Consider the following 13,325-nt stretch of genomic DNA (forward strand, 5'->3'; position numbering starts at 1 on the left):
TTTCAGTACGAATAAATAATAACCGGAGCGCCTCTAAAAATTATCAAAACCTTTTATATAATCATATACCCATCGTATTTCAATTGGACCATTCACTACTTTATAATAGTCACCATTATTATTTATCGACATTAATTGATTTTCATAAATACTAGCCATGACGACCTCGTTCTCGGTCCTAATTTCAATCATAAAACCAGTCTCTTTACTGACATCGGAATTCCAATCTCGATCGTTTATCTTCTTCACTTGGTATTGACTAAGAAATTCGACCATCTTCTTAACTGCTTGATGATCTTCTGTCATCTTTTGATGATTCACGAATACCGCTTCAAAACTAGATTTATCGTATTCGAGTAGTTCTTTTAGACTTTTCGTTTTATATTCATTCAGCATGCTAACTGAAAAAACAATGATTGGTATAAACATTAGTACAGTAATCAAAGTATAATAAATTTTTTTCTCTGCTAACTTTCTCTTTAAAATAGAAGTGGTTAGTTTTTCAGATATAAATATGGTTATCGGGAGGACAATAACTACCAATATGACTATCGCGATAATATCTATCACACTATTCCATTTTTCTATATGGGCAGTAAAAAAGAGATAAATAGATTTTGAAATAAAAAAAGTAAACACAACCAAATATAGTGTAATGATAATAAATAGCAATTTACTCTTATTCAATTATTTACCTCTTTTTTTGAAAAATCAATCATTTAATGATAATCTAACTATAACTAAAATTGATAATACAGTAAACGTATTTAAGAAGTTATATCTAAAAAAGAATCTACTTCTGAAATGACGCTGTCAATATTATCAACTAATGGAGCATGCCCTGTATTCAGTTGTTTATAAATAAAAGATACATTATTCTCTTTCATTTCATCCATTAATTCTAATGTCATTGTCTCCGAAACCATTAAATCATACCTTCCCCATAAAATAAGAATTGGAGAAGTAATATTTTTTAGGTTGCGGCTTATATCAAACTTATTTGCCGCATTGGCTACATCGATTATATTCCGTTGATTCAATGCTGCTTCGATGTACTTCTTAAATCTAGTTTCCTCTGGTTTTTTAATAACAAACATTAGTTGTAACATAGCAGCTTCAAAAAATGACCTTTCTTTGTTCGTTTGCGCTTGAAGCATTCTATTGATCATTGGATCAACTGAAATTTCCTCCCTTGTGGTCATTCTTTCTCCATTCGAATTTAATGCTGGATAACCTTTGGTAGAAATAGAATTAAGTAGAGTTACTGATTTCACCCTTGTTGGATAATTAGCTGCAAATTGCATAGCCACACCCCCACCATTCGACCAACCCATCACATGACACATTTGAATATGTAATGCATCACAAAATAATCTTATATCTTCTGCAAAATCGTTAAAAGATTCTATTGGTGTATGATATGTAGATTGTCCATACCCACGCAAATCTAAGGCATAAATCGTATATTTCATCGGTAACTGTTCCATTAATTTATCCCAATGATCTGAAGAGGCAAAATTTCCATGGATCAATAAGAGTATAGCTTCTCCACCATTTCTTTTTTGGTAATGTATTGTTTCTCCATTAGTTATCGTAACCTTCATCCAATCCCCTCCCGTAACTTTAACTGTTTATTATATTCCACTTCACCATAGAAATGAACAGCAAAAAGGCAAGTATTTAGTATTTTTCCCAAAGCTGCCTAAACTTACTTTTCATCTTTCCTACAAATAATCATCGTAAATTTCATCGACGGTTTATTATTACTATCTTTATTTGGCTCTTCCACATCGAAAAAATCTACTAACCCATAATCTTTAAAATCTTGATCGATGGATTCCGCATCATAAAAATACAATTTCACACCGTCCTTTGTCTCAAAGTAGTCTTTACCCAATTGTTTGCCTTTACCATACATGGGAGCTTCTTTTGAAACAGTTGTGAATATCATATATCCATTTGGCTTGAGTTGATTCAAGCAATCTCGGAAAAACTGTTCTCTTTCCTCTTTATTTAGTAAGTGGATTAGTGCATGAGAAAATAACCCATCGTATTGCTTGTTATCAAAAGGCATATCACTCACAGGACCATGAAAAATAGGAATATCTAATCCATTTTTTCTAGCGAGATCGATTGCTGTTTTTGATATTTCTATGCCAGTAACATCTATTCCTTCTTCTATGAATACTTTCGCATTTCGCCCATATCCGATCCCTGGTAATAAAACCTCCTTTACATTTTTATCGATAAAGATGTCTTTTGCTTTAATAGCAGAATTAGTTGGTTGATATCCCCACATCGCTTGTTTTTCTATAAAACTTGCTTCCCAGAATTCCATTATATTTCTATCTCCTTTATACTTCATAATAATTACAGATATAATTACTCTTTAATAACTATAATTGTAATTATATTTTTTGTAAAGATTGAAGCCTTATCCATTAATCGATAACATCTGCTCAAAAAAAGATGTCCCATAACGCGAAGTATATGGAACATCTTAATCTTTTAACTATTATATTTAAATTGTGCTAACATCAATAACGAAACGATATTTTACATCTGAATCTAATACTCGTTTATATGCTTCATCAATTTGATCTGCAGAAATCACTTCAATTTTTGGAACAATGTGATGCTCCGCACAGAAGTCTAACATTTCTTGAGTCTCTCGAATGCCTCCAATTAAAGAACCTGCGAATGAGCGACGATGTCCAATGAGAGAGAATACATTTACGGACAATGGCTCTGCCGGTGCTCCAACATTTACCAAAGCACCATCCAGATTTAGAAGACTAAAGTAAGCATCCATATCAAGCTTAGCACTTACTGTATTAATGATTAAATCAAATGATCCCGCAAGTTTCTCGAAAGTTTCTTGTTCACTAGTTGCATAATAGTTTTCTGCTCCGAATTCCAGTCCATCTTCTTTTTTATTTAATGTTCTGGATAGAACGGTAACTTCTGCTCCCATTGCATGTGCAATCTTAACAGCCATATGACCAAGGCCGCCCATACCAACAACAGCTACTTTCTTGCCAGGACCAGCATTCCAATGATTGAGTGGAGAATATGTTGTAATACCAGCACAGAGTAACGGTGCTGCAACATCCAATTCGATATTGTCAGGAATTCTTAATACAAAATCCTCTGTTACGACAATATGAGTAGAATAACCACCTTGAGTTGGTTCACCATATTTATCAACACCACCATACGTTTGAATATTTCCTTGATGACAGTATTGTTCTTCTCCTCTGCAGCAATTCTCACATTCGCCACAAGAGTCAACCATACATCCGACTCCTACTCGATCACCAGCTTTGTATTTGGTGACCTCAGGTCCAACATCTGATACTACCCCAGCAATTTCATGTCCTGGGACTAGGGGATAGTTTACTTCTCCCCATTCACCGTGAGCAGTGTGTATATCAGAATGGCATATACCTGAATATTTAATTTCAATTAATACATCATGTGAATCCAGATTACGTCGTTTAATTTCCGTTGCGTGAAATGGTTGATGTGGCCCATCGACAGCCCTTGCTTTAGCAGTATACATAAAAAGAACCTCCTAGAAATTTAAGTTTATTACAAAATAATGGTAACCCTTATAGTTAACTCGAAGTCAATAGGTTCTCCAATATTTTTTAGAAATCAGTTAATTTTGACCATCAAAATATAATATGGTAGACTGTTTCAAAATCCTAGAGTTAACTCGAAGTATAAATTTAACTGAAAGGAGATACTGGTGATGAAAACATATTCTATCAGTGAAGTTGCAAATAAACTGAATCTCACTGTATATACACTACGTTATTATGATAAGGAAGGCTTACTGCCTTTCGTGGAAAGAAAAGACAATGGGACACGATTGTTTAAAGAATCCGATATTGAAGCTTTACACATTATCGAATGTCTTAAATCCACTGGAATGCCAATTAAAGAAATTAAAAATTTTATTGATTGGTGTGGAGAAGGCGATGCTACTTTGCAACAAAGGTATGATTTATTTGTGGAAAGAAAAGCAAATGTAAAAGCGCAATTAGAAGAATTAACTAAAACAATGGCAATTATCGATCATAAATGCGATTATTATAAGACTGCTTTAGATGCAGGGACAGAAGATATTCATAAAAACAAAAAATTAGATATTTACTCTACTAACTAACAGAGCCCGCCTAACTTTTCTTTATTAAGTGGGCGGGCTCTCTATTATTTATAATCAAAATAAAGATGATAATGGTATTGGCAATTTTGGTTAAATAGAGCCTTACAATTTTTACAAGAATTCATTTTCATGTATTCATTTATCGTTAATTCCGTCTGACAAACACCGCATAAGATAGCTTTTTTATCAAATTCTCTTTTCGGCCATCTCTCTATTTCATGATCTTCACACTCTTGATGACACTTATAACAAGGATAGTAAGTATTGCAACATTTAAATTTAATGCTGATAATATCTTTCTCAGAATGATAGTGTTCACATCGAGATTGATGGTCGACAACCTTCCCATAGACTTTCATCAATATTCTGCCTCCTTTGAATGCACTGAATCAAGTACAACTTTAATGCAAGCATTGTATATAACAAAAAAGGCTGGAATTATGATTTTCAGCCTTTTTTGTTATAGTAGCTCTGTACAACTTCTATTGCTCTACTTCAATCGTATTTTCTATTTCAAAGTTATCAAGTAATGCACGCACTTCTGCAGTGGATTTTGTATTCATCATTTGATTTCTTAACTCACTTGCGCCTCTAAACCCTTTAACATAAATCTTAAAGAAACGGTGAAGTGGTTTAAATGAACGTGATTCTAACTTGTCATATTTATCATGAAGGTCCAAATGCAATCGTAAAAGGTCAAGCATTTCTTGGCTGGTATGCTCTTGCTGCTCCTTCTCAAAAGCAAAAGGATTCTTAAACACACCTCGTCCAATCATTACTCCATCAACACCGTACTCTTCAACCAGTTTCAAACCCGTTTGGCGATCAGGAATATCTCCATTTATAGTTAACAGGGTATCTGGTGCAATCTCATCACGAAGTTTTTTAATCTCAGGAATAAGTTCCCAATGAGCGTCTACTTTGCTCATTTCTTTTCTCGTTCGAAGATGGATCGATAAATTCACAATATCTTGTTCCAATACATGTCTCAGCCATTCTTTCCATTCATCGATAAACGTGTAACCAAGCCTTGTCTTCACACTTACAGGCAACCCTCCAGCTTTTGCTGCTTGTATCAATTCAGCAGCGACCTCTGGACGATTAATCAGACCAGAACCTTTTCCATTCCCTGCTACATTTGCTACAGGACAACCCATATTAATATCTAGGCCTTTAAATCCCATTTCGGCCATACCAATACTCATTTGTCGGAAGTACTCTGGTTTATCTCCCCAAATATGAGCGACAATTGGTTGCTCGTCTTCCGTAAATGTTAAGCGTCCTCGCACGCTTTGTCGTCCATCTGGATGGCAATAACTCTCTGAATTTGTAAACTCTGTAAAAAACACATCCGGTCTAGCTGCTTCTGTTACTACATGACGGAAAACAACATCTGTCACATCTTCCATTGGTGCAAGTATAAAAAACGGACGTGGTAAATCGCGCCAAAAATTATCTATCATTGTTACATTTCAATCCTCTCATTGTGGGTTATAGCTAACCCTTATCCCAATATATCTTTTCTTCTTTTACACTTATATCATTTTTCCGCACGTTAAACAAACGGATTGCCTCAAATAGACCCTTCCAATAATCGCCACTATTGCGACTGGATAGAGCACTACTATATTATAAAGTACATTGGATAAATGCGAAACCTACCTTCATATTTTTCCTTTTACTTATAGTTGTAAAAGTATTTAAGAAAAAGATGTCAAAATTCATATATAAAAATATTCTTTTATACGAAATTACAAGGAACTGTAATAGACTAAAAACAATGAACAACATAACCACCAGAAAACTTATTTACTATTATGCTAAAAAGCCCTGCTGTAACGCAGGGCTATTCTCTTCTTTTTCGTTATACAATTAAAAGATTAGTCTTCCCCATAGTTTTCTTAAGCAAGACCAATCATCCTTTATCTTTACCAGCTGCAATTTCCTTACTCGCACCTGCCAATTCCTCACTAAAATACCGCTTATCCAAAAGTTTTAGGAAAGGAATCCAAATAAGCGTAACAATTACTAAGTTCACTAACTGCATAATTCCACCAGCTATCGAATTTGTTGTCAGCATCCCACCGATGAAGATGGGGGTCGTCCAAGGTACATGTACTCCAGTAGAAACAGGAACAAGACCTATCGACATGGAAAAATAAGTAACAATTGTAATAATAACTGGTGCTAATAACCAAGGTATTAAAACTAGCGGATTAAGAATAATTGGTAACCCAAATATAATCGGTTCATTTACATTAAATACCGAAGGCGGACCACCAATCTTACCGAGCTGCTTTAATTGTCTACTTTTAGCTATTATAAATAGACCAAGGATAACTGCCATCGTCATTCCTGATCCGCCCATTCCGACAATAAACGTATCGATAAATTGGTTGTTTACGATATGCAGTCTTTCTTCTCCTGCTTGATATGCTTCATAGTTTTCTAAAGACAACGTCATCCAAATTGGATCCATTATTGAATTAACGATAATCTGACCATGTAAACCAAAGAACCAAAAAACTTGGATTAAAAGGACTGCAATGATCGCTGCAGGCAATCCGCTTCCCAATGCTGTTATTGGTTCTTGGATAACAGAATAAATAAAGTTTTGTATCGTTTCAAAAGGTGTGATGCTAAAAAGAATACGAATTAACAAAAATATAGACAATGTAAACGAAATTGGAATTAAAGAACTAAACGACCTTGATACTGCTTCTGGAACACCTGGTGGCATTTTAATCATCCAATTTTTTTGTACAAAAAATCGAAAGAGCTCTGTCGAAATAAATGCCGTTAAGATTCCAAGAAACAGTCCTTCCGCTCCTAAACTTGATGTCGGAATTACTCCTGTGACATCTTCTAGTACTTGAGGTGTCAAAATGAGGAAGGATGCTAATGCAGTAACTCCACCATAAATAGCGTCTCCACCATAATAGGCTGTCAGTTTATAGGCAATTCCAACAATAACAAACATCCCCATTATTGATAACGTAGCCGCTGATGCTGGTCCGAGTGCATCTTTATATGCATTGTAAGCATCTTCACTTAGTAATTGATCTAAAAATGGGATATTAGCAATAACGACAAAAATTGATCCAAAGATAATGATAGGCAATGCTACCATAAATCCATCACGCAAAGCACCTAAGTAACGATTGTTATTGAGCTTATCTGCAATAGGTAAAAAGAACCGTTCCATAAAATGCATAAATTTGCTGTTTTCCATTTTAAACTCCCTTTGTAAATCTTTTATTTAAACTAGTAAATCTAGTTCTGACCACGATATGATTATAATCATCCATTAAAGTGATTAAGACTCACGATTTTTTGTATTCATCTACTCCATAATCATCCTGTTTCCACAAACTTCGCTTCAAAGCGTCTATTAAAATTTAACCAGCAGCAATCAATTAAATAGAAGCAACCTTTGAACGATTAAATTCTTTCAACCAGCCATATACAGCACCTAATAAATTAGCATTTTGTTTAAACTTGCAAGCTGCTATCTTAGGTTTGACCTTCGCTAAATCCACAACTGCCAAAATTCCGTCCAGCTTTTCATCAATTTTTTCTATTAAATTTTCTCTAGCGCTAATGCCCCCACCAAGTAAGATAACTTCCGGATCGTAAATATATTGGAGATTATAAATGCCTACTGCTAATAGATGATAAAATCTATCTAATGCTTGCAAACAATCCGCATCTCCAGCCTCTGCCATGCTAAAAATTTGTTCACCGGAAAGGGAGTCCACAGCAATGTTCTTTCGTTCGGCGACCACTCTCACTAATGCCTTTGTTGAAGCTACTCTGCTCCACACATCATTACTATCATGAATATCCGAGTTCAAAAGCATGTAGCCAAACTCACCACCGTGCAAATTTGCTCCCTTATGGAGCTCCGCATTTTTAAATACAGCACCACCAATACCAGTTCCAAGCACCATAACAAGTACGTCTTTCTTTCCTTTTGCGGCACCTTTCCAAAATTCTGCATAGCCAGCACAGTGTGCATCATTTTCCATAAAAATAGGTACGTTTAGTCGGTCTTCTATTAAATGCTTTATATTTGGCCCATGTAAATAATGAAGTGCACTAGAACCTTTTATAATTCCTTCTGGCGAAACTGCTCCTGGGCAGCTCACCGCCACTCCTTTCACTTCGTTATTCAAATGTGAGATCTCCTCCATAGTACGTAATAATCCTTCCAATGAATCTGGAGTCTTCACTTTATTGGTTTCTACCACTGTCATATTCTCAGCTACCACTCCATATTTCAAAAAGGTTCCACCAATATCGAACGCTAAATACCTGTCCATTTATCCACCCCTTAATGATTTATCTATAAATCTTCTGCTAGTAAAGATTACTTGCTTTCCTATTTGAAATTCTCATCATTTTCCGCTTCAAATTCCCTCAATTCTATTAGCTGTTTATACCAATAAGCAGATTTTTTCAAATGACGATTACGATTATTTTCCAAATCAATTTCTACTAATCCATATCTATTTTTAAAAGCATTCATAGGTGATACATTATCGGTAAATGCCCAGAGCATATAACCTTTACAATTTACGCCCTCTTCTACTGCCTTTAATAACCATTTCAAATGCTCACGAATAAATTCGATTCGATAATCATCCTGAATTATATTAGAAGCATCTTTAAATCTTTTCTCGTTTTCTACTCCCATCCCATTTTCCGCAATAAACCATTCGATATTGCCATATTCCTCTTTCATCCGAATTCCCATATCATACATAATTTGCGGATATATTTCCCATCCACGATAGGGATTCATTTTCTTTCCCGGAAGTTCAAACATTTCATAATAATACGCAGGGTGAAATGGGGTCTGTTCATTCCACACAGCTGTACGTGCTTTAACTCGATGTGGAAAATATAGATTTAACCCGACATAATCAACCGTATTATCCTTAATCAAAGCTAACTCTTCTTCTGTATAATCAAATGTAATCTCATGTTTCTTCATTACATCAAATAATTCCTCCGGATATTCTCCTTTAATCGAGGGATCGAGAAATACACGATTGAAAAACAAATCGTACATCTTTGCTGCTTGTTGATCATGTGCGGCAGTTGAACGTGCATAGGTGACCTCAGGATTTAAGATGACACCTATTTTTGCTCCATTTTTTTCTTTAAGTTGCATCTCTTTGAATAATCTTACTACCTTGGCTGTCGCCAATACTTTGTTATAGTTCCACTGCATCCATTTTTTTGTATTCTGTTCAAATGGCCAGCGAATAGCATCTAAATAAACGCGAGTCTGAACTACGATGGGTTCATTGAAGGTAAACCAGTTCCTTACCTTGTCTCCATACCGTTCAAAAACTTTTTTAGCATATTGAACAAATAATTCCACTACATGCTTTGATTCCCATCCACCGTATTTTTCAAATAAAACAGCTGGAATTTCATAATGCTCCAGACAGATCATTGGCTCTACACCGTTTTGGATTAATTTCTCAATAACATTATCCATATATGCTGCATATTCTTCATCAACAGTAGCATTCTCATAATCTACTAAAAAACGTGACCAGTTAATCGATGTCCGAAAATGGGTTAATCCTATTTCTTTCATATAATGAATATCTTCCTCATAACGTTGATAGAAATTCGTTGCTCCGGCAGGACCGTACCCGTTATGCCAAACATGTTTATTGTTTTTATACCAGATATCCAAATAAGAGTCCTGGGAGTCCTTCTTTCCTATCCATCCCTCTGTCTGCCAAGCCGAAACTGCTGCCCCTAGCATAAAATTACTCGGCACCTTTATTGTTACATTTTTCATTCAAACTCCTCCTTTGTAGCTTCTATTCAATTGCAGTTAATTTCCGGTAATTTGTTGGAGTCAATCCAGAAAACTTCTTAAACACACTGACAAAATATTTATACTCCTGAAAGCCTACTTGTCTTGAAATTTCACTTACTTTAAAAGGGGTATTTATGAGCAATGATTTGGCCTCGTCTACCCTTAATTTGTTGACATATTCATTGAAGTTTTCTCCTGTCTTCTGTTTAAATAAGGTGCTAAAATAATTGGATGATACATTTATGACATCCGCAACCTCCTGAACTTTTATTGTCGTACGGAAATATTCCTTGATGTATTCCTCTGCCTGTTTAATGAGCCAATCTGCTTTTTCAATCTTATGATGAGCTAGCTTTTTGATAATTAGCTCCAAATCCTGTTCAAATAAATACTGTATTGAAGAATAGGAATTAAAAAGAATGAGATCCAGTTCTTTTAAGAAATGACAATCTAACTTTACAGATATTTCCCCAAGTAGTGCCTCATATTCTTTCATAATTACCTTCAGCATATGGCTACATACCTCTTGTACTTCTTGAAGTAAAAATGAATGACTTCGAAAATAGTCAAATAAGTCTGTTATCTTTTTTCCTACTTGGTTATGTTGTATTGGTTTCCTGTGAAATAATGTATCTATCAATTCCTTCTCTATTTTGTACGGATAAGTTTGCATATCAGGTCGGTCCATTTGATAATTGGAGAAAATAACATCATGTTCTCTAATTAACGGTAAATAGTCATAGACTGTTTTTAGCTGATTATATTTGTTTTTTAAATCCATCACATTAATAACCGAATCGCTCCATATAAAAGAAAAGGAATGTTTGTCCTTGATTATTTCAGCTACCTGGATTGGATTAATTTCAGAATCTATTGGTTGTATCAAACAGGTAAGTAATTGATTGCAATGAACAAAAATCGATACAGTGTCAAACCCAAGCATTTTCGTCGTCTGCTCAATTGTGTCCTTCCATTGTTCGTTAAAGGATGCTAGACCTTGTTCAGATAGATGAGCAGTTTGTTTATCATATTCTTTTACCGTACTGATAAATGGGTAAATCTTGTTATCTAGATATCTATTAGGGTTTACAGTATCTTCTGGAAAATGATAAACCTGTTGAAAAATTGTATTCTTTATTTCCTTTTGTCTACTTTCGTTTTTCACATTGTGTTCCTCTTCGAGTTCATTTACAAGGGTATTCACTTTAGATTCCAGTTCATTTATGTCCACTGGCTTTAATAAGTAATCCTTCACACCTGACTGGATTGCTTTTTTTGCGTATGCGAATTCATCATATCCACTAATTAGCATAGTTTTTGTCTGTGGATGGTTTTTGTGTAAATAGGATGCTAATTGTAATCCATCCATGTTCGGCATGCGGACATCAGATAAGACAAGATCGATACCGCCCAACTCGTCTATTATTCGAATGGCATCCAATCCATCACAAGCTATCTCGACCTTGTCTATCTGATATTTTCCCCATGGTATAGTTTGCTGAAGACCTAATCGAATTATCGGTTCATCATCGACAATCAATATTCTGTATGACGACATCTAATCACCTAATTCTTTTGATTTATCCTCATTTAATAGCGGAAGGATCATGCGAAGGAATGCACCTTCATCTGGATCCAAAATAGAAAGCCCATAAGGTTCTCCAAAAACAATCGAGATCCGATCGTTTAGGTTTTTCAAAGCATATCCAGCACGCAGTTGACCATTCTTCTTGTGTTCACTAAATCCCCAACCATTATCGATAACATCAATTACTGCTTGATTTTCATTACGATAATAATGAATTCGAATAATCCCTTGTTTCGGAAGGTTCTTAAAACCATGCTGAATGCTATTCTCTATTAAAGGTTGAATCATTTGCTTCATAACATAAAAGCCTTTAAGTTGCTCCTCCATCACAATTTGATAATCGAGTTTTTCACCTAATCGTTTCTTTTGTAGTTCGAGATAAGCCTGACTATATTCCACTTCTTCCTCAAACTTTACCAAGGATTTTCCATTATTTAGATTCATGCGAAATATTTTGGAAAGTCGTTCTATCAATTGACCAGTTTCTGGTGCGTTTTCCAGTCTTGCATTCCAACGGATCATATCAAGTGTGTTATAGAGAAAATGTGGATTTATTTGATTTTGCAAGGCTTTTAGCTCTGATTCCTTCTGCTTTATTTTTAATCGATACTCTGTATCAATATGTTTCTGAATGGTTTTAACCATCTTATTAAAACGGTACCCTAGCTTCCCAATCTCATCGTCGGAGTCCACATGAACACTTGCAGTAAAATTTCCATTTTCCAATTGCTTTGTCTGTTTAGTCAATTCTACTATTCGTTTAATATTGGAATGGTAAAAGAAGATAAAGAACAGCATACCTGCAAGAAGAAGGATACCAATTAGATACCCGATCAATGCTCGAACTTCTGTTAAATCCGCTGCAAGCCTATCTTCATCGATGGCAGTAACAGAAAACCAATCGGTATTCGTAAGTTGATTTTTTACTACTACAAAATGGCTTTCTCCATCCTGATAGCTGTATGATTCCTCCTTTCCATCCATGACCCATTTAATCAAACCTGTGTCTGGAAATTGCTTACCGACCAGATCTGCATCCGGATGTAAGATGACATCCCCTTTATCAGAAACAATAAAATAATCACTCTGTTGAGACGGCACCTCAATTTGGTTATACAATTCCATTTGATCAAGTCGTATCCGTACGATTCCGATTTGTTCACTGATATTGTTCATATCATTAATTATTCTGGTTAAGCTGATTACATTTTTATCATCATTCCAATCACTTTTCACTTGATAGGGATTACTCCATACTGGACTTCCTTTCGATTCCTTGGCGACTTTATCCAACTCCTCTTCTTCCCCAGTAACTGGTTCTCCATGTTTCACCAAATGCCCATCTCTTCCTTCTAATAAAATGGAATTAATATATGGATTAGATATTAGCTGAAATGTAAAATAGCCTTTAATAACTTCCATAGCCTCTTGGTATTCGGGTTGATACATTTCATGCTCTTCGGAGATAAAAATTTTCCGGAAATTACGATCGTAAATCATATAGGACGACATCGCTTCTACTGTTGAAAATACGGTCAATAAATTTTGTTCATTTCTGCTTAGTCTTTCCGTTGCTTCCTCTATTGCTTGATTCTTCAATGCTATACTTGTTTGATAATAGATTAATAAACTAACAAACAGTATCGGTATCATTAATGCAAGAAAAAATGTAATGAACTTCCTCTTTAATCCCCATCTCTTCATCCAACCTAGTCCTTTAGCAT

12 protein-coding genes are annotated in these 13,325 nt (G+C 35.1%); 1 reads left to right on the forward strand and 11 read right to left on the reverse strand.

The features are described 5' to 3' along the window. Nucleotides 1-33: 33 nt before the first annotated feature. The 4 genes from AQ616_RS16815 to AQ616_RS16830 form a co-directional block, all read right to left on the reverse strand. A complete protein-coding gene (locus AQ616_RS16815) occupies nt 34-687 on the reverse strand; it encodes a hypothetical protein (RefSeq protein WP_069686337.1) in 654 nt (217 codons plus the stop codon). A gap of 80 nt (nt 688-767) precedes the next feature. Continuing rightward, complete coding sequence (gene phaZ, locus AQ616_RS16820; protein ID WP_069686338.1) at nt 768-1,604, reverse strand: intracellular short-chain-length polyhydroxyalkanoate depolymerase; 837 nt, start codon at nt 1,602-1,604, stop codon at nt 768-770. Nucleotides 1,605-1,708: 104 nt separating this feature from the next. Next, complete coding sequence (locus AQ616_RS16825) at nt 1,709-2,338, reverse strand: class I SAM-dependent methyltransferase (RefSeq protein ID WP_084822501.1); 630 nt, start codon at nt 2,336-2,338, stop codon at nt 1,709-1,711. Between the two features lie 183 nt (nt 2,339-2,521). Then, nucleotides 2,522-3,562, reverse strand: a complete 1,041-nt coding sequence (locus AQ616_RS16830; RefSeq protein WP_069686339.1) for an NAD(P)-dependent alcohol dehydrogenase — start codon at nt 3,560-3,562, stop codon at nt 2,522-2,524. 192 nt (nt 3,563-3,754) lie between these two features. Here AQ616_RS16830 and AQ616_RS16835 point away from each other — a divergent pair, with 192 nt between their 5' ends. Further along, the gene (locus tag AQ616_RS16835; protein WP_069686340.1) at nt 3,755-4,171 is read left to right on the forward strand and encodes a MerR family transcriptional regulator; all 417 of its coding nucleotides are present in this window, start codon (nt 3,755-3,757) and stop codon (nt 4,169-4,171) included. A gap of 44 nt (nt 4,172-4,215) precedes the next feature. On the opposite strand, the gene AQ616_RS16840 is transcribed toward AQ616_RS16835, so the two are convergent. The 7 genes from AQ616_RS16840 to AQ616_RS16870 form a co-directional block, all read right to left on the reverse strand. After that, entirely contained in the window at nt 4,216-4,533 is a 318-nt protein-coding gene (locus AQ616_RS16840) for a CHY zinc finger protein (protein ID WP_026133719.1), read from the reverse strand. A 120-nt stretch (nt 4,534-4,653) separates the two neighbouring features. Beyond that, entirely contained in the window at nt 4,654-5,634 is a 981-nt protein-coding gene (locus AQ616_RS16845) for a tRNA dihydrouridine synthase (protein WP_069686341.1), read from the reverse strand. A 452-nt stretch (nt 5,635-6,086) separates the two neighbouring features. Next, the gene (gene celB / locus AQ616_RS16850; protein WP_069686342.1) at nt 6,087-7,403 is read right to left on the reverse strand and encodes a PTS cellobiose transporter subunit IIC; all 1,317 of its coding nucleotides are present in this window, start codon (nt 7,401-7,403) and stop codon (nt 6,087-6,089) included. 184 nt (nt 7,404-7,587) lie between these two features. Next, nucleotides 7,588-8,493 carry an ROK family protein gene (locus tag AQ616_RS16855; RefSeq protein ID WP_069686343.1) on the reverse strand — a complete coding sequence of 302 codons (906 nt, stop codon included), beginning with the start codon at nt 8,491-8,493 and terminating at the stop codon, nt 7,588-7,590. 59 nt (nt 8,494-8,552) lie between these two features. Continuing rightward, nucleotides 8,553-9,992: a glycoside hydrolase family 1 protein gene (locus AQ616_RS16860; RefSeq protein ID WP_017795927.1), complete on the reverse strand. Its 1,440-nt coding sequence runs from the start codon at nt 9,990-9,992 to the stop codon at nt 8,553-8,555. Nucleotides 9,993-10,014: 22 nt separating this feature from the next. After that, the gene (locus AQ616_RS16865) at nt 10,015-11,571 is read right to left on the reverse strand and encodes a response regulator (protein WP_069686344.1); all 1,557 of its coding nucleotides are present in this window, start codon (nt 11,569-11,571) and stop codon (nt 10,015-10,017) included. Further along, complete coding sequence (locus AQ616_RS16870; protein WP_069686345.1) at nt 11,572-13,305, reverse strand: cache domain-containing sensor histidine kinase; 1,734 nt, start codon at nt 13,303-13,305, stop codon at nt 11,572-11,574. Nucleotides 13,306-13,325 lie beyond the last annotated feature (20 nt).

The sequence above is a fragment of the Oceanobacillus sp. E9 genome (assembly GCF_001741975.1).
GTDB classification, from domain to species: Bacteria; Bacillota; Bacilli; order Bacillales; family Amphibacillaceae; genus Oceanobacillus; species Oceanobacillus kimchii.

Coding starts and splice junctions, on each gene's coding strand:
- phaZ (WP_069686338.1), bottom strand. CDS start 1,604: ATGAAGGTTACGATAACTAATGGAGAAACAATACATTACCAAAAAAGA.
- AQ616_RS16825 (WP_084822501.1), bottom strand. CDS start 2,338: ATGGAATTCTGGGAAGCAAGTTTTATAGAAAAACAAGCGATGTGGGGA.
- AQ616_RS16830 (WP_069686339.1), bottom strand. CDS start 3,562: ATGTATACTGCTAAAGCAAGGGCTGTCGATGGGCCACATCAACCATTT.
- AQ616_RS16835 (WP_069686340.1), top strand. CDS start 3,755: ATGAAAACATATTCTATCAGTGAAGTTGCAAATAAACTGAATCTCACT.
- AQ616_RS16845 (WP_069686341.1), bottom strand. CDS start 5,634: ATGATAGATAATTTTTGGCGCGATTTACCACGTCCGTTTTTTATACTT.
- celB (WP_069686342.1), bottom strand. CDS start 7,403: ATGGAAAACAGCAAATTTATGCATTTTATGGAACGGTTCTTTTTACCT.
- AQ616_RS16855 (WP_069686343.1), bottom strand. CDS start 8,493: ATGGACAGGTATTTAGCGTTCGATATTGGTGGAACCTTTTTGAAATAT.
- AQ616_RS16860 (WP_017795927.1), bottom strand. CDS start 9,992: ATGAAAAATGTAACAATAAAGGTGCCGAGTAATTTTATGCTAGGGGCA.
- AQ616_RS16865 (WP_069686344.1), bottom strand. CDS start 11,571: ATGTCGTCATACAGAATATTGATTGTCGATGATGAACCGATAATTCGA.
- AQ616_RS16870 (WP_069686345.1), bottom strand. CDS start 13,305: ATGAAGAGATGGGGATTAAAGAGGAAGTTCATTACATTTTTTCTTGCA.